Here is a 25,826-nt window from a genome sequence, read left to right on the forward strand (position 1 = left end):
TGATTCCTGCCATGCTGCACTATGTTTAATTTACTTTAACCAAATCCAATCTTTGTCTACTGTGGCGATCGCCCCGCCAGGAAAAGGATCTGTTTGCGTTCCATTTGGAGCAGCAATCAAAGCCATGAGTTTTTCAATCTGCTCGAAGTTGGGGGAGCAACGTAAAGTTTGCTGCAAAATCTGCCGCATCACGCGCCGTTGTAGAGCGATGTGGGCTGTTTGTAAAATGCGGCGGTCGATTTTTATGAGGGAGTCGGGAGTCGGGAGGAGCCAGTTGCGTGCGGGGGTGTCCCCCGTTGAGCAAACTGGCGTTCGGGAGTCGGGAAATTTTAGATTTTGGATTTTGGATTTTGGATTGTTCCTCTGCCCCTCTGCCTCTGTGCCCCTCTGCTCCCTTGCTTCCTTGTCCCCCTGTCCCCTTATCCCTTTGTCTTCCCAATCGACAGCAAGCTGTCGCAACTCATCGGCTGCTCGTTCGAGATATTCGACTTCTGCTTGTAAAAGCTCTGCAGTTTGAGCTAGGGTTAGCTCTACTTGCGAGTTGAAGTGGGTTTGGATGTAGGGCAACAATTCTTGTCGGATGCGGTTACGGGCATATTTAAGATCCAGGTTAGTTGTATCTTCCCATACCTGAAGTTGCCGCTCTTGGCAAAATTGAGCGGTTTCAGTTCGCGTAACTTCTAACAGGGGACGCACCAGTAGGGGCGCATAGCTTTGTGTCCCTACATGAAGAGGGCGTTGCCAAGTTAGAGCTTGCAAGCCATCTGCGCCACTGCCGCGAATTAAGTTGTATAGTAAGGTTTCGGCGCGATCGCTGGCTGTGTGTCCCGTAGCGATATACGGGTAATTATGCGTTTGGGCGATCGCCGCTAGAGCTTGATAGCGCCATTGTCGTGCGGCTGCTTCATTGAGTAGAGGCTGCTCGGCTGTATGACAATAAAATGGGACTTTCCAACGTTGAGCTAGTCGCGCCACAAAGTCAGCGTTAGCCTGAGAGTCAGAACGCCATCGGTGATCGCAGTGAGCGATGCCTAATTGCCATTCCCACTTGGGTTGTAAATCTAAAAGTAACTGAACGAGGCATAAGGAATCTTGCCCGCCAGATACAGCTACGAGCAATCGCTGATGCTTCTCTAGGAGATGACGCGATCGCAGAGTACGATGTAGGCGGGCGTGAAGCGGAGTCCAGTTAGCACGACTCATCTTAGTTGGTTTGTTGTCTGTCACTTAAAAAAACCAACCGTAAGAATGCAAACCTTTACCTAAAAGATTTACACCCAGATAGCAAACCCAAACGATAACGAAGCCAGTTGCAGCTAGAATGGCTGGGCGACGACCTTGCCAACCACGGGTAATACGGGCGTGAAGATAGGCAGCAAATACTAACCAAGCAATCAACGCCCATGTCTCTTTCGGGTCCCAACTCCAGTAAGAACCCCAAGCCTCGTTAGCCCAAACTGCACCAGCAATGATACCGATTGTTAGTAAGGGAAAGCCGAGTCCAATGGTGCGATAGCTAATGTTGTCTAAGGTTTCGGCAAGGCTGAGGCGTTGGGGAGAGAGTGTGAGGGAGTCGGCAGTTGTAGGTGCGGGTTTGTCGGAGCTACCTTGAGACGAGGAGCCAAAAATTTTGTTAAACCCGCCCGTACCGGAGCCGGGAGTAGAGGATATCACAACATTGAGAACAGCAGTTTTACCGTTTCCATTAGTTTCTAGCACTAAAGGATTAGAAGCATCGGCAGCAACTGCTGGAGAGAGTTGAGTTAAATCGGTATTGCGCTGGAGGCGATAGCCGTTTTGTCGATAACCTCCAGTGCCAACAGAGCTACCATGTAATTCAATTTCCTTGCCACCAGAGACAACTAAAAAGGCGATCGCTAGCAGAGAACCCACAAGTAAAGCAGCATAACTCAGCATCATGACGCTAACGTGCATCATTAACCAATTAGACTTGAGGGCAGGTACGAGGGGAGCAGAGGTCTGCATATCTGATGGTAAAGTCAAAGCTGCAAAAGCAGCGATACCCATAGCAACAGGAGCGGTGAAAACTCCGACCAGACGGCTACGGCTGCTACTTTCCGCGATCAGATGAACCGCAGTTACTCCCCAGGCAAGGAAAAATAAAGATTCATACAGATTGCTAATCGGAAAGTACCCAGCTTCTAGCCATCTTGCTCCCAACAGAGTAGCAATACATAAATTGGCGATCGCCATTCCCGCCGTACCTAAAGTTGGGAGAAAGCGCAGCCCTGGAAAAGCCGCTCCAACCCAATAGACTAACATTGTCAGAAATAGGACGGCAAACGAGGCATTGTCCAGCCAATTCTGGAGTAAAACCAAATTCATAATCAGCATTCTCCTATATTTTTTTGTCAAGCATCGAGAGTCTTATTTCGATCCTACTGGGGAACAGTTATCAGTGGAGAGTGGCTAGTGGCTAGAATTGCTCTCCCTTGTCTTCCTTGTCTCCCTCAGCTCTCTTTTCCCGACTCCCTATTCCCGATCTTCTTCAGGGCAACAAAGACATCGTAGCGGATACTGCGATCGCTGCTGATAGCAGAGGTAACACCGATGGAACGGGTAGCGTCGAAGAATATTTGTTGACCGGAAAACAGCTGCGGTAGGGGCAAGGCTTTGACTGTTGGTTCCACATCGAGAAAAAACTGACCGTTCGTGGCATTCAGAGCTGAAGGAACTGTCTGTTGAAATTGTGCGGCACTTGCTAAACTGCTTTGAGGCTGAGGAATCAGCCGTTCTGCTACAGGTGCGCCGAGAGCGAAGAAAGCAACATCTCCATCCAGCCAACCGCGAGTCGCCACTGTGCCGTAAGGTGCAATCCAATTTGTCACGGTACGATCTTTGATTTTGGTTTCTTGTACTTGAAATTGATATTTACTCCGCATCACCCGTTCGAGTTGAAATAGAGCTTGTTCGGCTTTATTGCGGTTTTTGGTTTGGACTAAAAATACTAAAGAAAGGGCAAAATTATCTGGCGCACCTGCTTTGGGAGCCGCAGGAACCATAGATACGGCAAACTCACCATCCATCCAACTGAGTAAATCTTGGTCTAAATCCAGTCCTGTAACTGAGGTTACACCTTTACGCAGTTCTGGGGGACGGATAGGTGCTTGGGGATTGGATTGTACTTCTCGGGCGTATTCTTGCCATAACCGCTGTAAATTGCCGCTTGAGAGCATCATTAATGTTTCTGCCGGTAGGCGGCTTTGCATTTTGCCCGCATTGTTTTCTACAGCGAATACTTGTTGGCTGTCGGGTTTGCGCCAGGAAATACTTTTGAGGCGAATTCCTTCTGATTCCAGATTAATAGTAGCAGCTACACCTTGGTTATTTTGCAACTGAGCTAATCCTTGGGGTGAAAACGAGCGGCTGGGATTTGCAGCAGCAATTCTCGCAGCTACGGGTACGTTGACGTACAGTTGAGCAAAACGCTGTTTGGTAGCGATCTGCTCAAAAGCAGTGGTGTAACCTGCTGTTTGCTTTAGGGAAGCAGCCGCACCTTTATAAGTGTCGATCGCTCTATCCGTCGCTTGCGGACGATCTGTGACGATTAAATAACGCCCATCTAGGACGGCGGCTGAATAATATTGCGCTTTAGCTCCTTGAGTTTCTCTAATCTCAACGCCTTTATAGTTTCGCTGGCGAGTTTTACCTTGTGCAGACGGTTTGGGTTGCTCTAAAATCCGCTTTGCTGCAATTTGGTCGGCAATGGGCAACACCATAACTAGAGACTGCTGGCGATCGCTATTCAGTGGCAAAGATGAGTTTGATGTCGCTGGTATGGAGGGTGGTAGAAAGGCAATGCTAACTTCTTTACCAACCCAAGGCTGGATGTCTCGCTGGTAGTTGTAGCCGTTTGCTGTGAGGAGGCGATCGCCCAACTGGGCTAAATTTGTCTTGAGCTGGGCTTGAATTTGGGGCGTACCAAACTGTTGGAGTTGCTGCCACTGCTGGGTATTTGTAGAAATAGATAGAGCCACCAAAGCATCTTGGGGGATAATATTAGAACCCACAGGCAGGTTTTCTAATTGCCCTTGGCTTTGGAGGAATACCCAGTAAGCAGTTGCTCCCCCACCAATTAATAAGCCAGCAGCTCCCAAAGTCAATAGAAGGGAAGGTTTACGTTTTTCAGGCATGGGATTAATGAAGACAGAGGATGTCTCGGCGAGCGAAGATCTGTAACGATTTTGCCCTCAAAATAGCCTAGAGAAGCACTATTCTAGTTTATTTTTTTCTGTGCCTACATTGCCCCTACGCGATCGCCAACACATAAAGAAAACAATATGCTTTAATTTAAGTCCCAATTAAATCTAAAAATCTTCAAACTGCTAGCAATCGTAAGCAATTTTGTCAAGGATACTCAATCGAGCAGTATAGCGAGGAAATTTGCTCGTAGTGATGGGAAAGTTAGAAGTTAGAGTGACAAGACAACCACCAACTACCAACTACCCATTACTCATTGGTTTAACCAAATCTACCGCTAACGTATTCTTGCGTAGCTTGTTGTTCGGGAGATTGGAAAATTACTTCAGTGGGATTGTATTCTACCAAATAACCCATCTTGCCACCTTTTTCTGTGGCTTGAGCATTGTAAAAGGCAGTCATGTCCGACACCCGCGATGCTTGTTGCATGTTGTGGGTAACGATAATAATCGTGTATTTCTCTTTGAGTTCCATCAGCAATTCTTCTACCCGTAATGTCGAAATTGGGTCGAGAGCAGAACAGGGTTCGTCCATTAAGATAACTTCTGGTTCAATCGCCAAAGCACGGGCAATACACAACCTTTGCTGCTGTCCGCCAGAGAGAGAAAGACCGCTTTGTTTGAGTTTATCTTTGACTTCATCCCACAAAGCAGCTTGACGGATTGCTCGCTCGACTAATTCATCCATATCGCCTTGATAACCGTTAATTCTGGCTCCAAAGGCAATGTTTTCATAAATTGACTTGGGGAAGGGGTTTGGTCTTTGGAATACCATCCCAATGCGACGGCGCAGTTCTACTGGATCGACGCGGCGATCGTAAATATCTGTTTCTTGAAATGTGATTCTACCTTCAATATGCGCCCCTGGAATCAGATCGTTCAAGCGATTGAAGCACCTCAATACTGTACTTTTACCACACCCAGAAGGTCCGATAAAAGCGGTAATTTTGTTTTTATAGATATTGAGATTGACATCTCGCACTGCTTTGAAATTACCGTAAAAAACAGATAGATTATCAGTTTGTAAAACTGTATCGGTTGCCGTGACTGTGGTGTTGAATAGCATATAGAGAGCTAGTGACAGTTGATATGGCGATCGCCTCGTCTAAGCCAATTCTAACTTGAGACTTAGGGACGATTTCGTTGGAATTTGTTGCGTAAATAAATTGCTGAAGCATTCATAATTAACAGCACGACCATCAATATGATGATGCCAGCAGCAGCATTAGTGTGAAATTGCGTTTGAGGGCGAGAAACCCAATCAAAAATTTGAATTGGTAGTGCTGTAAAAGAACTTTGCAATCCTTTGGGAGATAACTCTGGCAAGAAGGCAATATAACTGACAGCTCCAATGACGATCAGAGGTGCAGTTTCGCCAATAGCGCGAGATAGTGCCAAGATTGTTCCGGTTAGGATACCTGGTAAAGCGATCGGAAAAATGTGTTCGCGGATCACTTGCCATCTCGTTGCACCTAAAGCAAAACCTGCTTGGCGCAAGCTATCTGGAACTGCCCGTAGTGCTTCTCGCGTGGTAATGATGATGATGGGTAAGATTAACAAACTGAGAGTTAAAGCACCCGCAAGAACGCTGCGTCCGTTAGTAATTGGTTGCAGCCACCGGACAAAAATTTGCAATCCCAATAAGCCATAAATAATGGATGGAACTGCGGCTAGGTTAGCGATATTGATCTCAATTAACCGCGTGAACCAATTATCTTTGGCATATTCTTCTAAGTAAATGCCCGCTCCTACTCCCAAGGGAAAGGAAACTAAAGCCGTGACGACTAATAGCCAAATACTACCGACAAGGGGAGCTAATATTCCCGCAGCAGCAGCGCGACGCGAGGAGAAACTCGTGAGAAAAGCCCAATCGATCCGTCCGAGTCCGTCAATCAGGATGTCTACAAGTAAAACGGCAAGAACGACCAAGCCAAATAGGGTGGCAACCCAAGCGGCTGTAGAAAAGATTTTGTCAAAGTTATAGCGTTTGGACAACGAAACATTGAATTTGCCCGTCGTGCCAAAGCCGCTTTTGTCGATGGGTTGGGGTGCAGGTGTAGTCATTCGTATTTCTCCCGAAAGCGGCGAACGAACCAGTAACTAAAGATATTTAAAGCCAGGGTGATGAGGAACAGAGTCATGCCCACAGCAAAAATAGTTTTATATGCTAGAGATCCTGCTGGGGTATCGCCTTTACTCACTTGAACGATGTAGGCTGTCATCGTCTGGATTGGTACTAGGGGGTTAATGCCAAGGCTGGGGTTTTGTCCGGCGGCGATGGTGACAATCATGGTTTCGCCGATCGCGCGAGAAATTGCCAAGATGAAAGAAGCGACAATTCCAGAAAGGGCAGCTGGGAGAACTACAGAAACAATGGTTTCCCGTTTGGTGGCTCCCAAAGCATAAGCGCCATCGCGTAAACTTCGAGGCACGGCATAGATGGCATCTTCACTTAAAGAAGCTACTAGGGGAATAATTGAAACACCAAGTACTAATCCAGCACTCAAGGCGTTGAATCCCTGTAAGCCAGGGATGAGTTTTTGTAGAAATGGCGTGACTGTCAGCAGGGCAAAGTAACCGAACACGACAGTGGGAACCCCCGCCAAAATTTCCAATGCTGGTTTGAGCCAGCGGCGCATTCTCGCGGGAGCATATTCGCTCAAGCAGATAGCAGCTAATAAGCCTATCGGTAAGGCAACGGCGATCGCGATCGCAGAAGTTAGTAAAGTAGCGCTAATCAGTACCATAATGCCAAATTGCTTGTTGGCAAACAATGGTGTCCAAGCGCGATCGGTTAAAAATTGCCAAATCGGTACTTCGCTGAAAAACGATACAGTTTCAAAAATTAGCGTTAAGACAATACCGATTGTGGTGGCGACTGAGACAAAAGCAAACGTGGCAAATATGCCTTTCACTAATGCTTCTACTCGTTTACTTGCTGCCCGCTTTGGTCGCCATAGGCTCGACCCGTCAGGCGTTGACGTGGCAGACATACAGGAAATACCTCATTATCAGTTATCAGTGACCAGTGACCAGTGACCAGTTATCAAGGAGAAGGAGACAGGAGACAGGATGCGATCGATTGTGAATTGCGAATTTTCCCTATCACCCATGTCTCGATTTATTGGCAAATTGCGATCGCGGTTATTATTTCTGTTGTTTGAGTAAATCTGCAAGGGTAACACCTGTCTGCGACCCTTTGCCCTCAAAAATCGAGCCTACCTTACCTTCTTTAAAGCGTGCTTGTACTTCACCAACTAAATCGTTTGGTAGCGGTACGTATCCGACTTCTGACACCAGTTCTTGATTTTCTGGTGCGAAGTGGAAATTAACAAATGCTTGGACTTCAGGACGGGTTGCCGCAGATTTTTTCACGTAAATGAATTCTGGGCGAGATAGCGGCTGATAAGTGCCGTTACCTATTGTTTCTGCGCTTGGCTGAATACAACCTTTGCCATTGTCAATGCTCGCCAATGCCAACTTATCTTTATTATTCTCGTAGTAAGCGTAACCAAAGAAGCCAAGCCCACCAGGATCGGCGCTCACACCCTGTACTAAGGTATTGTCATCCTCAGATGCAGTGTAGTCTCCTCGGCTTTCACCTTCTTTGCCCACAACAGCGTTAGTAAAGAAATCGTAAGTACCAGAATCAGTTCCAGGACCATAAAGCCCTAGTTTTTGGTTAGGGAACTCAGGGCGAATTTGATTCCAAGTTGTGACTTTACCTTGAGCTGCTGGTTCCCACATTTTTTTGAGTTCAGCGATCGTCAAGCATTGGGCAAACTTGTTTTGCGGGTTTACTACGACCGATATACCATCGTAGGCTACTGGTAACTCAATATATTCAACGTTACCTTTTTTACACAGTTCTACTTCTTCTGCTTTAATCGGACGGGAAGCATTGGAAATATCTGTTTCGTTGTTGCAGAATTTCTTGAATCCGCCACCAGTACCAGACTGAGCTACCGTGACTTGAACGCCAGGATTTGCTTTTTGAAATTCCTCTGCCATTGCTTCGGAAATGGGAAACACGGTGCTGGAGCCGTCTACCTTGACTGTCCCAGATAAATTAGAGCCAGTAGTAGTATTTGCTGCTGGACTTGCACCTTCTCCTTGAGGAGAGGCAGGTGCGTTACTTGCAGTCTGGTTACCACTGCCACAAGCAGTTACTCCCAAGACTAAAACCACAGCCGAAGCAAGGGATGCTACACGAATATTGCGAGAAAGCATACTATTTGTTGTTTCTGGAATCTTTGCACGGATACTCCTAGAGGAGTATAGAGCTTTTACTATAGATATGTTATTACTCGGCAGTTAAGTGAAGGTTAATGGTAACTATAAATATTCCTTTAGGTAGATTATCACCTTTTGCTAGTGCTGAAATGCCAGGTTTGTATCCGAGTTTGTCACTTCCAGATTTGTATCAAATATTGCCATTATCATAGCATCGATCGCACCTTGAAACTGCGGAGCGCTGCAACACAAGGGAAAAGATAATTTAGATGACAGCTTAATAGAACTTTGAGTTCCACCAATCGCCTAGATGAACGTGATAATATAGCCAGTGCAACGCCAGAAATTGCGATCGCGCTGCATTCAGACAAAAGCGTCAACTAAATCTCTATTATTGGCTTTTATCGCTAGTGGCTGTTCCTAACCAATTTCTTTGGTCCTTGATTGGTTTGCTTCTTACTATTGGTGGCACTTTTGTAGAAGCATATATAACTAGTGCGCCGGTAAGTTGGCACGAGCGCGGGATACAGACAATCTCTCTAGGTGTCACCTGTCAAATTGGTGCTGTCCTACTCGTAGGTTGTTTGGGTGGCAAAAGTGCGGCAGCATTATCCCAAATTGCTTATTTATTGCTCGGCTTGGTTTGGTTGCCAATATTTGCTCAAGGTGGCGGTTTTGGCTACTGGCGAGAACTGAATTTTGGATACGTATTGGGTTTTATTCCTGGAGCTTGGTTTTGTGGCTTACTGGCGTTTCGGCAAGATGCGATGAAACTAGAGAGTCTTGCTGGTAGCTGTCTAGGTGGCTTGCTGATAATTCACCTCTGCGGTTTAGCATATTTGTTGCCTAGCCAAATTTTCCACTGGGCAAGCACGCAAGCTCAATCTATAATTCAACCTATACTTCAGTATTCTTGGTATCCTCTCCCAGGACAACTAGCTGTAGTTTGTGCTGTCTCTATTATCGCTTATGGCTGGAGACTGATAATGTTTTATTAGTCATTTGTTATTCGTCATTTGTCATTTGCCGTGACTGATAACTAATGATCGATGACCAATGACCAATGACCAAATTATGAAAAATCGCCGTTTCTGGATGGCAGCGATCGCCAGTTTTATCTTAGACCAGTTAACTAAGTTCTGGGTGGTACAAAGTTTTGACTTGGGCGAAACTTACCCAATTTGGTCTAATGTGTTTCATTTCACCTATGTGACAAACACTGGTGCTGCCTTCAGTTTGTTTGCTGGTGAAGTGGGTTGGTTGCGTTGGCTATCGTTGATAGTGAGTGTGCTGCTAATAGTATGGGCTTATTTTGGTCCACCAATGAAACCTCTGGAACAATGGGGCTATGGTTTCATTTTGGGAGGAGCGTTAGGCAACGGGATCGATCGCTTTTTTGCGGGTTATGTGGTAGATTTCTTAGATTTTCGGCTAATTGGATTTCCTGTTTTTAACCTGGCAGATGTGTCGATCAATTTGGGTATTGTCTGCATCCTAATTGCAAGTTTGCCGAAAGTCTCTACTCTTAAGAGATTGCGATAAACAAAAAATGTAGAGACATTACATGTAACGTCTCTACATACTAAATATCAAAGCATTAAGATTGCTAACAAATGCCTGCTTTTACCAACTCAAACTAGGGAGTTGTAGGAGCTGGCTCAGTTCCAGGTGTAGTAGGTGAAGAACCATCGGGAGCTGGGGCAGTACCAGGATCGGTGGGCATAGTGCCATCGGGAGCTGGGGCAGTACCAGGATCGGTGGGCATAGTGCCATCGGGAGCTGGGGCAGTCTCGGGAGTGGTAGGCATGGTGCCATCGGGAGCTGGGGCAGTACCAGGATCGGTAGGCATAGTGCCGTCGGGAGCTGGGGCAGTCTCGGGAGTAGTAGCGTCGGGAGCTGGGGCAGTCTCGGGAGTAGTAGCGTCGGGAGCTGGCGCAGCCTCGGGAGTAGTAGCATCGGGAGCTGCTTCAGTACCAGTAGGCGCACCACCAGTTAAAGGCTGACCACCAGGACAACGAGAATTCAACGGAAACTTTTCGCAGAGGATTTTCTTCCCTTCTTCCGAAAGCTTAATCTCTGGGGGTTCTTTAGCGGCTTCTTGAGCAAATGCGGCGTGGCTCGATAGAGTTAGTGCAAATGCCGCACCTAATAGTGATAAAAACTTGATCTTCATCCCACTCACACCTCAGATTAAATATTTCTGATTAAGTCAAAAACAAATTTCGTTAAATGCTACCATATTTTCTATGAAAAGTCAAGATATATAATAAATTTTCAAAGGAAACCGACTCAATCAAAACTTGTTTGCCAAGCAGATATACATATTTAGAAGCACTATAAATGCGCTAGAGTAAGTCTGCGTAGAAAGTCAGAGATTTTTTACTTGCTAAGTAGAATGGTAGCAGAAGCGATCGCGATCGTAATCCGTAGCAGTCGTTGTGTTATTGAGAAAGATCGAAGACAGCAAGTAACGAGCAGTCACTAGCGATCGCCGCTCGCAATTGAACTACCAGCTACAATTCACCAGAGACTTGCTCGCGCTCGACGATCGATGACAATCGCTAGATTTGGCATAATAGATAGAATTTCTGCCAACGCTAAAAAAATTAATTCCTGCTGCCTGAGTAGAACATGACCCCTCCCCAGCCACCGCGAAAACCGCAAACATTGCTCAGTCGAGCAACTCAGGTAGTCAAAACGCTTCAAGCTAAAGTGCAGATTCCAGGGCTTGCCCTAAAGCCAAACGCCAGAGTTGCCGAATTGTGGATACAGGATGCGGGGACAGACAAAGCAGAGACTTATCCTCTACTAGGCGATCGCTATTTGATCGGACGCAGTGCTAAATCTTGCGATATTGTCGTTCGCAACCCTGTTGTCAGCCAGATTCATCTGTCCTTAGCTAGAGATACTAGCAAGAGGCGATCGCCCTTCGTCCTGCGAGATGAAAATTCTACGAATGGCATTTACTGGGGTAAGCGCCGCGTTGCCGCGATCGAACTTCATCACGGTGACGTTTTCACTCTCGGTCCTCCAGAACTTGCCGCTGCCGTGCGGATGAAATTTCATAATCCTCCACCTCAGTACGTCCGCACGCTGCAATGGGTGGCAGGTGGGATTGGTGGCGTGACAGCATTGCTGGCGCTCATTGTAGGGTACGAGTGGACGAAGTTTTCTGTCACTCCTTTACCTGCTGCAACTGGGGGTCCAACGATCGTTTTTGCCCGCGATGGAGAAACGATGCTGCGTCAACCTCGCAGTACGGCACATACAGATTTGAAAAGCTTGCAGGACTTTTCGACTTATCTGCCCAAAGCGATCATCGCTTCAGAAGACAGCCGCTATTACTGGCATTTTGGCGTTGACCCTATTGGAATTTTACGCGCTACGGTCGTCAACGTCGGTAGTCGAGAATTCGAGCAAGGGGCAAGTACTGTCACCCAACAGGTATCGCGGAGTATATTTCGCAGTTACGTAGGTGCAGAGGACTCGTTAGGACGGAAGTTGCGCGAGGCAGTGGTGGCACTGAAGCTGGAAACGTTTTATAGCAAAGATTTTATTCTACTCATGTATCTCAACCGCGTCTTTCTGGGAGCGGATACATACGGCTTTGAAGATGCAGCGCGATTCTATTTCGATAAATCAGCCAAGGAACTCAATCTTTCGGAAGCTGCGACTTTAGTGGGAATTTTACCCTCTCCCAACGGATTTAATTTTTGCGGTGACGTGCGCAGCAACCAAAAAGCAATTGAATACCGCAACCGCGTTATTAGTCGGATGTTGGCGCAAGGAATGGTGACGACAGAAGAAGCAAATCGGGCGCGGCGATCGCAAATTGAAGTGAGTTCTCGCGTCTGTGAAGCCCAAGCCAATACAATTGCGCCATACTTTTACAATGCCATCTTTCAAGAACTGCAAGCAATTTTGGGCAAAGAGTTAGCAGCAGAAGGCAATTATATCGTCGAAACCCAGCTCGATCCAGATATGCAAGCCAAAGCAGAAGAAGCTTTACGCAACTCGGTACGGCAAGCTGGAGCAAATATCGGCTATTCCCAAGGGGCAGTGGTCACCCTCGATGCTAGTACTGGTGCGGTGCTAGCGATGGTAGGAGGCACTGATTACAAAACCAGTCAGTTCAACCGAGTGACTCAAGCTCAGCGCCAACCCGGTTCGGCTTTTAAACTGTTTACCTATGCTGCGGCGATCGAAAAAGGGATTTCCCCAGAGAAAAATTATTCTTGTGCGCCTGTATCTTGGCAAGGACAGCGATTTCGCGGCTGCGTTCGCGGTAGTGACGAGCTAGATGTAGCGACGGGGTTAGCCCTATCGGAAAACCCGATTGCCCTGCGAGTTGCTCAAGATGTCGGACTAGATAGCATCATGCGCATGGCGCAAAGATTGGGAATTCAGTCACCCTTGCAACCAGTCCCAGGCTTAGTCTTAGGGCAAAGCGAAACTAATTTGCTAGAAATGACTGGAGCATATGGGGCGATCGCGAATGATGGCGTGTGGAACCGTCCCCATCTGATTATGAGGATATTAGATAGTAGCGACTGTGGCGATCGCCAAGACTTGAAAACCTGTCGCGAGATTTACGCTTACAATCGCACCCAAACCACAAATCGGCGGATACTTAGCCCAGGAGTAGCCCAGACGGTAACTTCCATGCTACGCGGAGTCGTAGAACGCGGCACTGGTACGGCAGCAAATATCGGAATAGGAGAGGAGGCTGGGAAAACAGGTACGAGTGGTTTAGCAGCCAGAAATCAAAACTTTGACCTTTGGTTTATTGGGTTTCTGACCAGAGAAAAACTCGTTACGGGGGTATGGCTGGGTAACGATAATAATGCGCCTGTGTCTGGTTATGGCGTGCAGGCGGCGCGTTTGTGGGGCAGTTATATGCGAGAAGTGGTGCAGTAATAACGTTCTTGAGGGCGCACATCTGGGGCGGACAGCAATAGAGGCGCACGGCTGTGCGCTCCTACAAATATAATTCTCGGCCAAAAATCTAACTTTCAGCTCTCATGAAGTATCTAAATAACTGAGAGAATTGTGCTGTAGAACACCAAAAAGGCTGATTAGCCCGATAAGTATGAATCGTCGGCTAAAACTAGAGCGATCGCTTGCTAAGTCGCTACAAGAATACCTCAGAGGCATTACTGGGGGACTGTTGTTTAGTTTGCCCCTGTTGTACACGATGGAAGTTTGGTGGGCTGGCTTTATCGTCCATCCCGTACGCTTGTTAATTTACGTGCTGGCTACTTTTACGCTGCTCTTGGCATACAACCGCTATGCAGGTTTGCGCAGATCTGCTGGTGCGTTAGAAGTCGCGATCGATTCCGTGGAGGAAATGGGTATAGGATTGGTTGTTGCTGCCGTCATGCTGTGGCTGTTAGGACAAATTAATACCGATATGAATCTGACAGAGATTGGTGGGAAAATCGTTGTAGAAGCTATGACTGTTGCTATTGGTGTATCTATCGGTACAGCCCAATTAGGAGGAGGAGGCAAGCAAGAAAGCGATACGGGAATGAAAGGAGAAGATTCCCAACCTAGTTCTAGTCCCGTACCCTTCTTGGCAGATGGTGAAGGCGACTTTGGCGGACAAATTGCGATCGCCTTATGTGGAGCAGTATTATTTGCTGCCAATCTCGCTCCTACAGAAGAAATTATTGTTATTGCAATTGAGGTTTCTACAGCACGACTGCTAGGACTTGCCTTACTCTCAATCTTATTTGCCGTGCTAATTCTATTTTATAGTGACTTTACTGGTTCCCAGCGCTTCAGCCAGATCAGGGGAATTAAAAATATTTTATTTGGTGCGGTTATCACTTACGCGATCGCTCTATTTGCAGCTGCGGCTATCCTCTGGTTTTTCGGACGCTTTGACGATACGACTCTCTTCATTTGTCTAGCTCAAACCGTTGTTTTAGGAGTCGCTTCTACTTTGGGGGCTTCTGCTGGGAGGCTATTATTGCAATGAAAAAACTAGAAAAAAATTGGTTAGAGTGGATTGTTTTTGGTATTAGTCTCATTCTCGTATTATTTACGCTGGGTTACATAGTTTATGACGGTGCAACTCTAGGTGAAACTCCACCAAATATCGAACTACAACTCGGTCAACCTCAACCGCAAAGCGATCGCTTTATCGTTCCCGTCACTGCTACAAATCGCGGCGATGAAACAGCAGAAACCGTACAAATTGAAGTGACGCTCAACAGTGATGGTAGAGAAGAAGAAACTGCCGAATTTGAAATTGCTTTCCTTCCTCGTCATTCAACTCGTCGAGGCTGGGTAACATTTCAAACCGATCCTCGCACCGTAGAACAAATTGAAGCACGGGTACTGGGATTTGAAAAACCATAAGTAAAAGTCAAAAGTCAAAAGTTAAAAGTCAAAAGTTACGGATAACCGATAACTGATAACTGATAACTGATAATTGATAACTGACTTTGGAACCTTATGATTCTTCCGCAAGTCTTGTGATTTAACAGGTTTAGCAATATATAGCGGAGAGGAATAAGTATATGCTTACTTTTAAACCCTGGCAGACAGGGACAGCTTTTCTTATGGCTTTAACTATTGGTACTAGTGCTACCCTACCAATGGTAATGACAGCTCCAGCAACGGCTCAGGTGTTCCCATCGTCGCCAGGAAGTAGTAGGATTAGCGATCGCACGACTATTCGGGCTGGGGCAAGAATTCCCGTGCGCTATGATGAAGCCGAAAAGATCGTTATCAGTCCGAAAGAGAGGATGCGCTTAACTCTTACGGTAGCTGCCAACATTACTAACCGCAACGGCACAGTATTAGTTCCTGCCGGAAGTCTAATTGAAGGCGAACTCGTTCCTGCTGATGGTGGTTCTCAATTTATTGCCAGAAATCTAATTATTGATGATGGCAGACGGCAATCAATTGATGCTTCCTCCGATGTGATTGAAACTACCCAATTGCGTAGGGGAGTAAGTACGGGATCGATTCTCAAAGGTGCAGTCGTGGGAGCTGCCGCTGGCGCAGCTTTAGGTGGACTGACAGGCAATCGCCGTATTTCTACCGGAGAGGTATTAATCGGTACGGGAGTCGGTGCTGCGGGTGGAGCAGTGCTAGGACGTAAAAAAGCTGATGTAGTTGTCATTAACCCTGACACCGACTTAGATCTGATTTTGGATTCTAGTTTGACGGTCGATCGCTATTAAACAGAAGAATTGTAGAGACGTTTCGTGAAACGTCTCTACAACAGCAATTACTGCGGAGAAATCTGAATCGGAGAAGTTTCTTGCTGCTGTTGCTCTTGGCGTTCCTCAATTGTGGCTTGAATTTTAGGATTAGCTAACAGTTTTTTCGTATCAGCTAACAAGCGATCGCCCCACAAATTCTGTCTGAGAAATTCTAAGTCACCATAACGACTGTCAATTTTGAGGGCTGCTGTTCCTAATTGCAATCCTCTTGTTTGTTCGCCTTGACTATATAAAGCAACTGCCATTGCCAGTTGGGGTTCTGCGGCTTGCTTGTCAACAGCTAAAGCTGCTTGCCATTGCTCCATTGCCTCGTCTATATTGCCTTGTTCGTATTGAATTAGTCCAATATTATTGATGGCGGGCCAAAACTTTTTATCTAAGGCGATCGCTTTGTCATATTGAGCGATCGCATCTGGTAATTGCCCGACTTTGTAATAAGAATTACCTAAATCAAATAATGCTTCTTTATCGTTTGGTTTGAGTTTCAAACCAGCTTGCAAACTATCGATCGCTGCTTTGTAATTGCCTTTTTGAAAGTGTGCCGAACCCATTGCAAACAACACGGAAGGGTTTTGGGGGGCTAACGCCTGCGCTTTATTCAGGGCTGCGATCGACTCGTTATATTTGTTTGTCTGTAAGTACAAACCCCCTAAGAGAAACCAAGCCATATAGTTTTTAGGAGCTAACTGAGTCGCCAGTCGCGCCCTCGGTACAGCCATGTCAAACTGTTGAAACTGCGCTAACTGAGCAGCCTCCTGCGCCAAACTCAATCCCTGTCGCTCCAACTGAGCTGAATCGAGTTGTAGCGTATGTGGAACGAGTGCCTGCCCCAGTGCAGGGGGAGCTACACTCCCTAAACCCAAAATCACCAGTAAAGACAGCCAGGATTTACGACTTGGCACGGTACACGCCTCAATTATCTTGCAACATAACTTTCAGCTAGCTTAAACCATAGTAGTGACAGTGACCAGTTGTCAGTTATCAGTTGTCAGTTATCAGTTGTCAGTAAAGAAAGGGTGTGAGGTGTAGGGTAGTTGGTAATGGGTAGTTGGTAGTTGGTAATTGGTGAACAGTTGACAGTCGATGGTTAACGGTTGACAGTTCTTGCCCCTCTGCTCCTCAGCTCTTTTCACTCCCTCAGCTCCCGAGCGCAACCTTGCGCTCCGCGACTCTCTCTTCTCTCCCTCAGCCTCCTCAGCCTCCTCAGCCTCCTCAGCCTCCTCAGCTCTCTTCTCCCCCTTGTCTCTCAAAAAAGAGCGGATAACCCTAATCTTGATTGGGAGCGATCGCCCTTTTGCTAGAGATGATTACACGGTAACAGTCGTTACGATAATAAGTGTACGAAACATTTTAGTTATTAATGCTTCTTTATTACTGGGAACAATATCAGCAAGATCGTGCGGCAAATGCGCAGGCGTATAAATGATTTATGACTTGCACCTAATAAATTTTGCTTGCTTCTTCCCTTATCCCTCACTCCTTATCCCTCGCTCCTAATATGACCGCTACCCAGCCTATAGAACTTCCCCTGATTGGTAAAATTAAGCATCCAGCGCGTTGGTTAGTTGGGCTAGTGGCTGCTGGTGTCGTAGTGGCTGGTTCTGCAACTTACGTCATCGTAGATCGATCGACACCTAAGATCGACTTGGCTAAGTTAACCGTACCAGTTGAAGCTAAAGACTTAACGCTGCGGATTAATGCTAGTGGCAAAGTCGTACCGATCCAAAGCGTCAATGTCAGCCCTAAAGTAGCAGGAGTGCTAAAGAATTTATTAGTAGAACAAGGCGATCGCGTCCAAGCCGGACAGATTATTGCCAAAATGGATGATGCTGACTTGCAAGCGCAACTGATCCAAGTACGTGCCAAACTTGCTCAAGCCCAAGCTGAATTAGCGCAAGCCCGTGCGGGAAATCGCATACAAGAAATCGATCGCGCTCAAGCTCAGGTAGATGCAGCCCAAGCTAGGGCAAACTTCGCACGGGAAAAACTAGAACGTTATCGGAGATTAACGCAACAAGGTGCGATCGCCCAAAACGAGTTAGATCAATATGTCAGTGAAAGCCAAAGCGCTCAAGCTAACCTACGGGAAGCACAACGCCAGCTATCGCTGCTAAAAAGCGGTAGTCGTCCAGAAGAGATCGCCCAACGCCAAGCAGTCGTGCAAGCAGCTCAAGGTGAGTTACAAGCTCTTCAAGTTAAGCTCAACGATACAATTATTCGCGCTCCCTTTACGGGTTTGGTGACGCAAAAGAATGCTTCAGAAGGAGCCTTTGTAACCCCCACAACTTCGGCATCTAGCGGCACGTCTAGCTCGAATTCATCGCTAGCCAACTCAACTTCGATTGTCGTGCTGGCGAAAGGTTTGGAAGTTTTGGCAGAAGTTCCAGAAGTTGATGTTGGACAAATTAAATCGGGACAGCAAGTTGAAATTGTAGCTGATTCTTATCCCGATCGCATTTTTAAAGGTCACGTCCGTTTAGTTGCTCCCGAAGCCGTTGTCGATCAAAACGTAACCTCTTTTCAAGTCCGAGTAGCACTCGATTCTGGTCTAAATCAATTACTTTCTGGCATGAATGTAGACTTAACATTCTTGGGTCAAAATCTCAACGATGCCTTAGTCGTACCTACAGTATCGATTGTCACTCAACAAGGTAAAACTGGGGTTTTAGTCCCAGGAGAAAAGAACAAACCCGAATTTCGTCCGGTCACAATTGGCTCTAGTATTCAAGACCAAACGCAAATTTTACAAGGTTTAAAACAAGGCGATCGCGTTTTTCTCGACCTACCAAAAGACCAACAACCAGAACAAGAAAGTGAGTAGGATTAGTGACTAGTAGCTAGGCTCTTTTATAGCCACTAGTCACTAGCCACTAGCCACCGATCGCTGATAACTAGATAACCAATAACTGAAAATGGATGTTTTAGAAAGTGGCAAGATGGCAACGAAAACGCTGCTATCTAATAAGTTGCGTAGTGCCTTAACGATGTTAGGAATCGTCATCGGCAATGCTTCAGTGATTGCGATGGTGGGAATCGGACAGGGGGCGCAAAGATTTGTCGCCGAACAATTTGAATCTTTAGGAACTAATGTTTTATTTGTCATCCCAGGTAATCGGGATGCTCAAAGAACGACGGTAGATTTGCCAAAAACTTTAGTTTTAGAAGATGCCAAGGCGATCGCTACCCAAGTACCGACAGTGGCTAAAGTCGCGCCTCAGCTTCAATCAAGAGAATTAGTCACGTATCGCAACAAAAATACCTATAGTTCAGTTGTCGGTACGACTCCAGAATATACTGCTGTTCGTAACTTCAATCCAGAAGAAGGACGATTTTTTACCCAGCTTGATGTGAAGCGAAACAATCAAGTTGTTGCTTTGGGTTCGGATTTAGCAAAACGATTGTTTATCAACCAAGATCCAATTGGTAAATACGTCCGCATTAAAGACGTGCGCTTTTTAGTGATTGGCGTGATGGAATCAAAGGGATCTGTCTTAGGAACCAATTATGACGATAGCGCGTTGCTGCCAATTACCACTATGGCAAGCCGGATTGTCGGCGAAAATTCTCCCTATGGAGTGAGTCTAACTTTTATTTCGATTTCAGCTAAAAGCGATGCCAGTGTAGAAGCAGCTCAATTTCAAATTCAAAACCTGCTGCGATTGCGGCACAAAATCACAAGAGAAGACGATTTTAGCGTTCAAAGTCAAAAAGATGTACTAGAAATTGCGGGAACTGTCACGAGTGCTTTAACGGTCATGCTAGCAGCGATCGCAGGTATTTCTTTACTCGTGGGTGGCATCGGGGTCATGAATATTATGCTCGTTTCCGTTACCGAACGCACGCAAGAAATCGGTTTGCGTAAAGCTTTGGGCGCTACCCAGCACGACGTTTTGATTCAATTTCTGATTGAAGCTGTCATGTTGTCGGCAGCTGGTGGCATCGTGGGAACTGCCCTGGGTGTAGGTGGTATCTTACTAATTAGTGCGTTTACTCCCTTTCAAGCGGGTATTTCACCTGTGGCAATTGCATTAGCTGTCAGTATCTCCGGGGGTATTGGCGTTGTCTTTGGTGTCGTTCCTGCCCGTCGCGCTGCCCAACTCGATCCGATTGTTGCTTTGAGAAGCGCTTGATTGGGGAGGCGAAGGTTTAAAATTCAAAATTGGGACAAGGGAGACAAGGAGGACAAGGGGGACAAGGGGACAAGGGGGACAAGGGGGACAAGGGGGACAAGGGGGACAAGGGGGATAAGGGAGTGGTTTTCGTTGGGAACACTTTTTCTGCTCGCTCCGTCGTTGGTGTCCGATAGGTTAGCGATCTAGATTAGCCAAGACACAGCAACTCGATCGAGCGGTTATTAATGTACCACCAATAATAAATGACCAATGACCAATGACCAATGACAACCCAACGAATATTTCCCGACTCAAATCGGGTTGTCATGTTAATAATTGTGAGATTGGCTGTAGTTTTGTTGAAGTTCGATCGCAAAAAATAATAAAAAATTTGAGCGTTGATTAAAATTTTCTAAAATAAACGACAGCTTGATGCTGCCTCTGACAAATCCCTGGAATTATGGCTGTAGTCAATAGTAAAGATGACTGTAGCGAGGTGAAACAGGCTGTTGAGAGCGAATAACATAGCGAATAACACCAAGTGAAAAGGCGCGATCGCCACGCGATCGGAATCAGTTTGGTATTAAATACACGTTGTTTTGTGAGAGCGAACTTTCTCCTCAAGGAGTAGATAGAACTTGAAGCTTGAGGTAAGGTAGAGGCGTGTCTGTCACTGATGGCTGCGATCGCCCAACTGCTAAAGTTTGGGAGTACGTACCAACCCTTGGCAAAAGTTGTCGTGCTAATTCTGTAAATCTGATACGCTTGCCCGTAGCCTTTTATTTTGTCATGAGGTTGCGTGCTGCAAGCGGACAATAGAAAACTGAATATTTACTGAATATAAAAACTAAATTCATAGACCATAAACCTAAACTATTTATCTATGATTAACCCTGAAGCGCCAAATAAAGCCGTATCCTTACCATTCGGAAAAGCTAAGCGCCGTAAGTCGTGGCTGGCAGGATTCATCACATTGGGATTGCTGGGCAGTGCTGCCGTTACTTTTGCGATCGCCCGTACCCAAACCCCTGAAATCGACCTTGCCAATCTCCAAACAGTAATGGTCGAATCTCAAGACTTAAAAGTTCAAATCAAAGCCAATGGTATAGTTCAGGCAGTCAGAAAAATTAATCTCAGTCCTAAAGATGCAGGGCGAATTGAGCAATTGTATGTCGATGAAGGCTCTCAGGTGAAAAAGGGTACGCTCATCGCCCGGATGGACAACGAAGAATTTCAGGCACAAGTTAAACAATATCAAGCAGGCTTAGCAAAAGCTAAGGCAGAACTAGCGAAAAAGCAGACTGGCAATCGTCCCGAAGAAATCGAGCAGGCTAAAGCTGAATTAGCAGAAAACGAAGCCCAAGTCCGAGAAGCGAAATCGCAGTTAACGCTACGTCGGGAACAAGTGCAGCGCAAACTCAGACCAGCGAAAGAAGGAGCAATTTCTCGCGACGATTTAGACCAAGCTTTGACAGAAGAACGTACAGCCAGAGAAAACCTCGACCGGGCGATCGCGAGTTTAGCAGTTGCCAAACACGAGCTGACACTGCGAATGAAGGGGTATCGTAGCGAAGAAATTACCCAAGCTGAAGCCGAAGTCGCTCAAGCCGAAGCCCAACTGAAGTACTACCAAACTCAACTATCAAACACTTTAGTCCGCGCACCTTTTGCAGGCACGATCACGCGCCGCTACGCTCAACAAGGCGACTTCGTGACTCCCACAACATCCGCTTCTTCCTCGGATGGCGCTACTTCCGCATCGATCGCCGAACTCTCCAGCGGTTTAGAAGTAGAAGCCAAAATCCCAGAATCCAGCATTGCGCGGATTACCCCCAATCAGCCAGTAGAAATCCGTTCCGATGCCTACAATAAAACCTTTAAAGGTCGCGTCCGCACAATCGCACCCAGAGCAATTAGGGAAGATAATGTCACCTCCTTTCGCGTCAAAGTGAGCCTGCAAACAGGGCAAAACCAGCTCAAATCAGGCATGAATATCAAACTCACCTTCCTTAGCGACAAAATTAAAGATGCAGTTGTCGTACCCCTGACAGCAGTTGTCACCAAGAAAAACGGTCAAACAGGGGTATTTATGCCAGATCGAGAAGGACACATCCGATTTCGCGAAGTTGCTCTAGGCGCGAGTAGCAGCACTCACGCTCAAGTTCTCGAAGGCGTGAATCGAGGCGATCGCGTCCTGATTACCCCTCCCCCCGGTCAAGCCATTCCTGGCGTGGATGAAGAGTCTAGGAGCTAGGAGTAAGCTGTGGTGGGTGTTGTCCACCCAACTACCAATTACCAATTACCAATTACCAATTACCAATTACCAATTACCAATTCTTCATGAATCCCATTGAATGTATCAAAATGGCAGTTGCTACTCTGACGGCTGATAAGCTGCGAAGTAGCTTAACTATGTTAGGAATTGTCATCGGTAATGCTTCTGTGATTGCAATGGTAGGCATAGGACAGGGAGCGCAGAACTACACTCTTAACAAACTCGATTCTTTCGGACCAAATCGACTGTTGGTTTTTTCTAGTCGCGACGATTCGGAAGGATTTATTTCCGAACAACGAGGGCTAGTGCTATCGGATGCAGAAGCAGTGAAAAAACAAGCATCAGCGGTTAAGTCAGCGGCTCCAGTCATTGAAAATAACTTATTAATTTCTTACCGTAACAATCAAACTTATACCCAAGTCAAAGGAACAACACCAGCACTACGAGAGATTAGAAATCTCATGGTCGATCGCGGTCGGTTCTTTGATACTTCTTTAATGCGTCAAAGTTCTCCCGTGGTCGTTCTGGGTGCAGAATTAGCAGAAAAACTATTCGATCGCGAAAACCCAATTGGCAAAGATATCCAAATCAAAAACACTAGCTTTCAGGTGATTGCAGTCATGACAGCTAAGGGTTCTTTTGCCGGAGAAAATGAAGATAATGTTGCCTACATTCCCATTACGACAATGGCAACTCAAATTGATGGCAGAAGATCGGCGTTTGGAACACCAATCAGCCACATTCAAGTTGCGGCAAAAGATAAACACAACGTGCGAGTTGCAGCTTTTCAAATTACTAACTTACTAACGCGATTGCACGGTAGAAAAGACTTTGTAGTGGTTGCCAACAAATCTTTTCAAGAATTAGTCTCGCAGGTGACAGGAGTGCTATCGCTGATGCTGGGAGCGATCGCAGGTGTATCGCTGTTTGTTGGCGGCGTAGGCATCATGAATATCATGCTGGTGTCAGTCACCGAACGCACGCCAGAAATTGGCTTGCGCAAAGCAATTGGAGCCACTCCCCAAGCAATTTTGGCACAATTTTTAGTCGAATCAATTATTCTCTCTGTATCGGGTGGTTTAATTGGTACGGCGATCGGCATCAGTGGTGTGGCGATCGTTGGTGTATTAACCCCTCTCCAACCCAGCGTTCCCATTGCTGCGATCGCCCTAGCTGTAGGGATTTCTGGTGGTGTTGGATTAATCTTTGGCGTAGTTCCCGCCCGTCGCGCCGCTCAACTCGACCCGATTATCGCCCTGAAAAATAGTTAAGATTTGGGACAAGGAGGACAAGGGAGACCAGGGAGACAAAGGAGTAGTTCTAGCCACTAGCCACTAGCCACTGTTAACTGAAAAATGACTAATCTAAAAAGTATTACTAAACCAGTTATCGTCCGCTTGGAAAATATCTCTAAGATTTATGGTTTTGGAGAAACAGAGGTGCGGGCGCTAGTAGATGTCAATTTAATTGTGGAACAAGGCGAATATTGTTCGATTATGGGTGCGTCTGGTTCTGGTAAGTCTACAGCTATGAATATGATTGGTTGTCTCGATCGCCCAACCAGCGGACACTACTATTTAGATAATTTGGATGTCGCTCAGTTAGATGATGCTGACTTAGCACATATTCGCAATCTCAAAATTGGCTTTGTCTTCCAACAGTTTCACCTTTTGCCCCAACTCAGCGCTTTAGAAAATGTGATGCTACCGATGGTTTACGCTGGGATCAAACCAGCCGAACGTCGCGATCGCGCTACGGTTGCACTCAAGCGTGTTGGTTTGGAAAATCGCCTTCACAATAAGCCCAATCAACTTTCTGGCGGACAACAACAAAGGGTAGCAATTGCTAGGGCGATTGTGAATCAACCAGTTTTGCTCCTAGCAGACGAACCGACTGGCGCTCTCGACTCGCGCACGACTCAAGAAGTCTTGCAGATATTTGGCGAACTCAATGCTAGTGGGATCACAATTATTATGGTGACGCACGAACCAGAGGTAGCAAAGCAAACTCACCGAATTGTTTGGTTTCGCGACGGTCAAGTCATCCACTCGCACCTGACTCCCGATGATATCGGTCAAGTTGCAGCTTCTTAGTAGACAATCTTGAGGAATTTATTGAACTTTGTTGCATGAAAAAAACCCGCATTAGCGGGTGGCGATCGCAATTGCACAAATGCAAATTGCCAATTGTTTTTGCTACGTCAAATTTGCTAATAGCTCCATGTGTGCTTTTTTTTAGCCCCCTTTTTAAGGGGGTTGGGGGATCGAAAAACTGTGCTACTCATCAAAAGATCCCCCTAGCCCCCTTAAAAAGGGGGGAACATGTGCTACTCACCAAAAGATCTCCCCTAGCCCCCCTTAAAAAGGGGGGAACATGTGCCACTCACCAAAAGATCTCTCCTAGCCCCCCTTAAAAAAGGGAGGAACATGTGCTACTCATCAAAAGATCTCCCCTAGCCCCCTTAAAAGGGGGGATGTGCCACTCATCAAAAGATCCACCCTAGCTCCCCTTAAAAAAGGGAGGAACAGTCGTAAATAAGAAACGTCTTACCAACAACAAATGACGAAGGACAAATGACAAATGACAACTTAAAGACTAGAAGTTTTGCCTGTTTGAGCTTGTGTTTCTATAGGCTTAATATCTGTGTAACCCATATTACTTGAAATTGTGCGGAAGATAGAAATCTGATCTTCAAATTCAAGTCCTTCAGTTTGGGAAAGTAAATTTTTAATTGGTTCAGATGCTTGATAGCTTGAAGGCATTCCGACAACAGTATCGCCCATAGCTTGAGCCCAAGCATACCAAACCATCAATTGATTATTTTCTTTCAACGCACCGTAGGCGTGAGAATAGTCTGTATTTTCTTTGTTGACAATTTGCCGCATAATTGCAAGCTGCTCGTCGTCTGACAATTCGTAAAAGTCTCCTAGTAGTCTTGGTGCTAGTTCAGGTTCGGCAGCAGTTGGTGCAGCTGGAGTGATTGAATCTCCCATCTTTTTGTAAACCAAATAAAACCAAGCCAACTTAGCGTCGGTGTCTAAGGCATCAAAAGCTTTTATGATGTTTTGAGTCTCGGCAGAAAGCGCTTGAGACCGATCTGGATTGAAGCTTGATGTCATTGCTGATATCCCAGTTAATTTAAACTCTCAAGCTTAGGGTTATCAGAGTTGGGGGACGCAATTCGCCCTCCGAGAGAGATAGTTTTAATTAGCGGGAATTTATATCTTTAGTAGCAGAGACAGCAGAGACATTAGTAAGAGAAGGATGAGAGAAAAATCTATCTTAGTGGGGTTATGAGAGTAGGCGATCGCATTGATAGGATTGCCTTACAACATAAAATAATTTCAATAGGAGTGACCCATGCCAGAAGAAATTAAATCGAACCCTAATGAAACTCCTACACAAGATGCTCAGCTAGCAGCTGAGAATATAGCTACTGGAGTCGAAAAAGCACCTACAGTAGATTTTGATGCAGATTATGCCGCTGCCCAGCAATACAGCGTCAGCGAAATCGATCGTCAGGGTGAAGGTGCGATGGCAGCTGAAAAGGTGACTCAACCTGAATTTCAAGTTTCCGAGTCAGACGAACAGCAAACAGTAGCCAAGCCAACGGGAGATCCTGCTGACTACATGGATATGGCAAAGGATGTGAATTCTCCTTCGCAGGAAATCAACAAAGACTCCAAGTCAACCGGAAATCCGGCTGATTACATGGACATGGCAAAGGACGTAAATTCATAGTTTGAAATAG

The 25,826-nt window shown here is 46.2% G+C and carries 26 protein-coding genes; 15 read left to right on the top strand and 11 right to left on the bottom strand.

Going from position 1 to position 25,826, the window contains the following annotated elements; genetic code table 11:
* Positions 1–30 precede the first annotated feature (30 nt).
* From tilS to pstC, 6 genes are all read right to left on the bottom strand, one after another.
* Complete coding sequence (tilS, locus tag M5J74_RS00705; RefSeq protein WP_371934101.1) at positions 31–1,203, bottom strand: tRNA lysidine(34) synthetase TilS; 1,173 nt, start codon at positions 1,201–1,203, stop codon at positions 31–33.
* 24 nt (positions 1,204–1,227) lie between these two features.
* Positions 1,228–2,346, bottom strand: coding sequence for a c-type cytochrome biogenesis protein CcsB (ccsB, locus tag M5J74_RS00710; RefSeq protein WP_015152234.1), 1,119 nt, complete (start codon positions 2,344–2,346; stop codon positions 1,228–1,230).
* Positions 2,347–2,471: 125 nt separating this feature from the next.
* Positions 2,472–4,154 (bottom strand): DUF3352 domain-containing protein, encoded by a 1,683-nt coding sequence (locus M5J74_RS00715; protein WP_015152235.1) that lies wholly within the window; start codon positions 4,152–4,154, stop codon positions 2,472–2,474.
* A gap of 328 nt (positions 4,155–4,482) precedes the next feature.
* Positions 4,483–5,286, bottom strand: a complete 804-nt coding sequence (pstB, locus tag M5J74_RS00720; RefSeq protein ID WP_015152236.1) for a phosphate ABC transporter ATP-binding protein PstB — start codon at positions 5,284–5,286, stop codon at positions 4,483–4,485.
* A 62-nt stretch (positions 5,287–5,348) separates the two neighbouring features.
* On the bottom strand, positions 5,349–6,284 hold the full coding sequence (gene pstA, locus M5J74_RS00725; protein WP_015152237.1) for a phosphate ABC transporter permease PstA: 936 nt from the start codon (positions 6,282–6,284) through the stop codon (positions 5,349–5,351).
* Complete coding sequence (gene pstC, locus M5J74_RS00730) at positions 6,281–7,213, bottom strand: phosphate ABC transporter permease subunit PstC (RefSeq protein ID WP_015152238.1); 933 nt, start codon at positions 7,211–7,213, stop codon at positions 6,281–6,283. Before pstC ends, pstA begins: the two co-directional genes overlap by 4 nt.
* A 42-nt stretch (positions 7,214–7,255) precedes the next feature.
* Between pstC and M5J74_RS32435 the strand changes: the two genes are divergently transcribed.
* Positions 7,256–7,384, top strand: a complete 129-nt coding sequence (locus tag M5J74_RS32435; protein WP_256498649.1) for a hypothetical protein — start codon at positions 7,256–7,258, stop codon at positions 7,382–7,384.
* Here M5J74_RS32435 and M5J74_RS00735 read toward each other — a convergent pair.
* Positions 7,368–8,450, bottom strand: a complete 1,083-nt coding sequence (locus M5J74_RS00735; protein ID WP_015152239.1) for a PstS family phosphate ABC transporter substrate-binding protein — start codon at positions 8,448–8,450, stop codon at positions 7,368–7,370. The genes M5J74_RS32435 and M5J74_RS00735 overlap by 17 nt on opposite strands.
* Positions 8,451–8,863: 413 nt before the next feature.
* Here M5J74_RS00735 and M5J74_RS00740 point away from each other — a divergent pair, with 413 nt between their 5' ends.
* Positions 8,864–9,451 carry a biotin transporter BioY gene (locus M5J74_RS00740; protein WP_015152240.1) on the top strand — a complete coding sequence of 196 codons (588 nt, stop codon included), beginning with the start codon at positions 8,864–8,866 and terminating at the stop codon, positions 9,449–9,451.
* Between the two features lie 58 nt (positions 9,452–9,509).
* Entirely contained in the window at positions 9,510–9,995 is a 486-nt protein-coding gene (gene lspA, locus M5J74_RS00745) for a signal peptidase II (protein WP_015152241.1), read from the top strand.
* Positions 9,996–10,089: 94 nt separating this feature from the next.
* Here the strand turns inward: lspA and M5J74_RS00750 are convergent, their stop codons facing one another.
* Entirely contained in the window at positions 10,090–10,626 is a 537-nt protein-coding gene (locus M5J74_RS00750; protein WP_250014957.1) for a hypothetical protein, read from the bottom strand.
* A gap of 458 nt (positions 10,627–11,084) precedes the next feature.
* Here M5J74_RS00750 and M5J74_RS00755 point away from each other — a divergent pair, with 458 nt between their 5' ends.
* The 4 genes from M5J74_RS00755 to M5J74_RS00770 all read left to right on the top strand — a co-directional run bounded on the left by M5J74_RS00755 (position 11,085) and on the right by M5J74_RS00770 (position 15,646).
* Positions 11,085–13,370 (top strand): transglycosylase domain-containing protein, encoded by a 2,286-nt coding sequence (locus M5J74_RS00755; RefSeq protein WP_250014966.1) that lies wholly within the window; start codon positions 11,085–11,087, stop codon positions 13,368–13,370.
* A gap of 172 nt (positions 13,371–13,542) precedes the next feature.
* The gene (locus M5J74_RS00760; RefSeq protein ID WP_015152244.1) at positions 13,543–14,433 is read left to right on the top strand and encodes a TIGR02587 family membrane protein; all 891 of its coding nucleotides are present in this window, start codon (positions 13,543–13,545) and stop codon (positions 14,431–14,433) included.
* A complete protein-coding gene (locus M5J74_RS00765) occupies positions 14,430–14,816 on the top strand; it encodes a hypothetical protein (protein ID WP_015152245.1) in 387 nt (128 codons plus the stop codon). The genes M5J74_RS00760 and M5J74_RS00765 overlap by 4 nt, the downstream gene beginning before the upstream one ends.
* Positions 14,817–14,977: 161 nt before the next feature.
* Positions 14,978–15,646, top strand: a complete 669-nt coding sequence (locus M5J74_RS00770; protein ID WP_015152246.1) for a glycine zipper domain-containing protein — start codon at positions 14,978–14,980, stop codon at positions 15,644–15,646.
* Positions 15,647–15,693: 47 nt separating this feature from the next.
* Here M5J74_RS00770 and M5J74_RS00775 read toward each other — a convergent pair whose 3' ends face one another.
* Both M5J74_RS00775 and M5J74_RS00780 read right to left on the bottom strand, forming a co-directional pair.
* Entirely contained in the window at positions 15,694–16,590 is an 897-nt protein-coding gene (locus M5J74_RS00775) for a tetratricopeptide repeat protein (protein ID WP_250014968.1), read from the bottom strand.
* 93 nt (positions 16,591–16,683) lie between these two features.
* Positions 16,684–16,938, bottom strand: coding sequence for a hypothetical protein (locus M5J74_RS00780; RefSeq protein ID WP_250014969.1), 255 nt, complete (start codon positions 16,936–16,938; stop codon positions 16,684–16,686).
* Positions 16,939–17,186: 248 nt separating this feature from the next.
* Here M5J74_RS00780 and M5J74_RS00785 point away from each other — a divergent pair, with 248 nt between their 5' ends.
* From M5J74_RS00785 to M5J74_RS00815, 7 genes are all read left to right on the top strand, one after another.
* On the top strand, positions 17,187–18,509 hold the full coding sequence (locus tag M5J74_RS00785) for an efflux RND transporter periplasmic adaptor subunit (RefSeq protein WP_106217945.1): 1,323 nt from the start codon (positions 17,187–17,189) through the stop codon (positions 18,507–18,509).
* Between the two features lie 91 nt (positions 18,510–18,600).
* Positions 18,601–19,818, top strand: a complete 1,218-nt coding sequence (locus M5J74_RS00790; RefSeq protein WP_015152249.1) for an ABC transporter permease — start codon at positions 18,601–18,603, stop codon at positions 19,816–19,818.
* Positions 19,819–20,007 (top strand): hypothetical protein, encoded by a 189-nt coding sequence (locus M5J74_RS00795; protein WP_250014971.1) that lies wholly within the window; start codon positions 19,819–19,821, stop codon positions 20,005–20,007. It begins immediately after the preceding gene.
* 456 nt (positions 20,008–20,463) lie between these two features.
* Positions 20,464–20,619, top strand: coding sequence for a hypothetical protein (locus M5J74_RS00800; RefSeq protein WP_250014973.1), 156 nt, complete (start codon positions 20,464–20,466; stop codon positions 20,617–20,619).
* A gap of 64 nt (positions 20,620–20,683) precedes the next feature.
* Positions 20,684–22,054: an efflux RND transporter periplasmic adaptor subunit gene (locus M5J74_RS00805; protein ID WP_015152250.1), complete on the top strand. Its 1,371-nt coding sequence runs from the start codon at positions 20,684–20,686 to the stop codon at positions 22,052–22,054.
* An 86-nt stretch (positions 22,055–22,140) separates the two neighbouring features.
* Positions 22,141–23,346 carry an ABC transporter permease gene (locus M5J74_RS00810; protein ID WP_250014981.1) on the top strand — a complete coding sequence of 402 codons (1,206 nt, stop codon included), beginning with the start codon at positions 22,141–22,143 and terminating at the stop codon, positions 23,344–23,346.
* An 84-nt stretch (positions 23,347–23,430) separates the two neighbouring features.
* Positions 23,431–24,168 carry an ABC transporter ATP-binding protein gene (locus M5J74_RS00815; RefSeq protein WP_015152252.1) on the top strand — a complete coding sequence of 246 codons (738 nt, stop codon included), beginning with the start codon at positions 23,431–23,433 and terminating at the stop codon, positions 24,166–24,168.
* Between the two features lie 495 nt (positions 24,169–24,663).
* On the opposite strand, the gene M5J74_RS00820 is transcribed toward M5J74_RS00815, so the two are convergent.
* Positions 24,664–25,194, bottom strand: coding sequence for an orange carotenoid protein N-terminal domain-containing protein (locus tag M5J74_RS00820; protein WP_015152253.1), 531 nt, complete (start codon positions 25,192–25,194; stop codon positions 24,664–24,666).
* Between the two features lie 241 nt (positions 25,195–25,435).
* Here M5J74_RS00820 and M5J74_RS00825 point away from each other — a divergent pair, with 241 nt between their 5' ends.
* Complete coding sequence (locus M5J74_RS00825; RefSeq protein WP_015152254.1) at positions 25,436–25,816, top strand: hypothetical protein; 381 nt, start codon at positions 25,436–25,438, stop codon at positions 25,814–25,816.
* The last annotated feature ends 10 nt before the right edge of the window (positions 25,817–25,826 follow it).

Origin of the sequence: Chroococcidiopsis sp. CCNUC1 (assembly GCF_023546805.1) — a bacterium.
Taxonomy (GTDB): domain Bacteria; phylum Cyanobacteriota; class Cyanobacteriia; order Cyanobacteriales; family Chroococcidiopsidaceae; genus Chroococcidiopsis; species Chroococcidiopsis thermalis.

What these genes read in the sequence shown, in the direction of transcription:
- tilS (WP_371934101.1), bottom strand. Translation starts at nt 1,203, where the DNA reads ATGAGTCGTGCTAACTGGACTCCGCTTCACGCCCGCCTACATCGTACT.
- ccsB (WP_015152234.1), bottom strand. Translation starts at nt 2,346, where the DNA reads ATGAATTTGGTTTTACTCCAGAATTGGCTGGACAATGCCTCGTTTGCC.
- M5J74_RS00715 (WP_015152235.1), bottom strand. Translation starts at nt 4,154, where the DNA reads ATGCCTGAAAAACGTAAACCTTCCCTTCTATTGACTTTGGGAGCTGCT.
- pstB (WP_015152236.1), bottom strand. Translation starts at nt 5,286, where the DNA reads ATGCTATTCAACACCACAGTCACGGCAACCGATACAGTTTTACAAACT.
- pstA (WP_015152237.1), bottom strand. Translation starts at nt 6,284, where the DNA reads ATGACTACACCTGCACCCCAACCCATCGACAAAAGCGGCTTTGGCACG.
- pstC (WP_015152238.1), bottom strand. Translation starts at nt 7,213, where the DNA reads ATGTCTGCCACGTCAACGCCTGACGGGTCGAGCCTATGGCGACCAAAG.
- M5J74_RS00735 (WP_015152239.1), bottom strand. Translation starts at nt 8,450, where the DNA reads ATGCTTTCTCGCAATATTCGTGTAGCATCCCTTGCTTCGGCTGTGGTT.
- lspA (WP_015152241.1), top strand. Translation starts at nt 9,510, where the DNA reads ATGACCAATGACCAAATTATGAAAAATCGCCGTTTCTGGATGGCAGCG.
- M5J74_RS00750 (WP_250014957.1), bottom strand. Translation starts at nt 10,626, where the DNA reads ATGAAGATCAAGTTTTTATCACTATTAGGTGCGGCATTTGCACTAACT.
- M5J74_RS00755 (WP_250014966.1), top strand. Translation starts at nt 11,085, where the DNA reads ATGACCCCTCCCCAGCCACCGCGAAAACCGCAAACATTGCTCAGTCGA.
- M5J74_RS00760 (WP_015152244.1), top strand. Translation starts at nt 13,543, where the DNA reads ATGAATCGTCGGCTAAAACTAGAGCGATCGCTTGCTAAGTCGCTACAA.
- M5J74_RS00765 (WP_015152245.1), top strand. Translation starts at nt 14,430, where the DNA reads ATGAAAAAACTAGAAAAAAATTGGTTAGAGTGGATTGTTTTTGGTATT.
- M5J74_RS00770 (WP_015152246.1), top strand. Translation starts at nt 14,978, where the DNA reads ATGCTTACTTTTAAACCCTGGCAGACAGGGACAGCTTTTCTTATGGCT.
- M5J74_RS00785 (WP_106217945.1), top strand. Translation starts at nt 17,187, where the DNA reads ATGACCGCTACCCAGCCTATAGAACTTCCCCTGATTGGTAAAATTAAG.
- M5J74_RS00790 (WP_015152249.1), top strand. Translation starts at nt 18,601, where the DNA reads ATGGATGTTTTAGAAAGTGGCAAGATGGCAACGAAAACGCTGCTATCT.
- M5J74_RS00805 (WP_015152250.1), top strand. Translation starts at nt 20,684, where the DNA reads ATGATTAACCCTGAAGCGCCAAATAAAGCCGTATCCTTACCATTCGGA.
- M5J74_RS00810 (WP_250014981.1), top strand. Translation starts at nt 22,141, where the DNA reads ATGAATCCCATTGAATGTATCAAAATGGCAGTTGCTACTCTGACGGCT.
- M5J74_RS00815 (WP_015152252.1), top strand. Translation starts at nt 23,431, where the DNA reads ATGACTAATCTAAAAAGTATTACTAAACCAGTTATCGTCCGCTTGGAA.
- M5J74_RS00820 (WP_015152253.1), bottom strand. Translation starts at nt 25,194, where the DNA reads ATGACATCAAGCTTCAATCCAGATCGGTCTCAAGCGCTTTCTGCCGAG.
- M5J74_RS00825 (WP_015152254.1), top strand. Translation starts at nt 25,436, where the DNA reads ATGCCAGAAGAAATTAAATCGAACCCTAATGAAACTCCTACACAAGAT.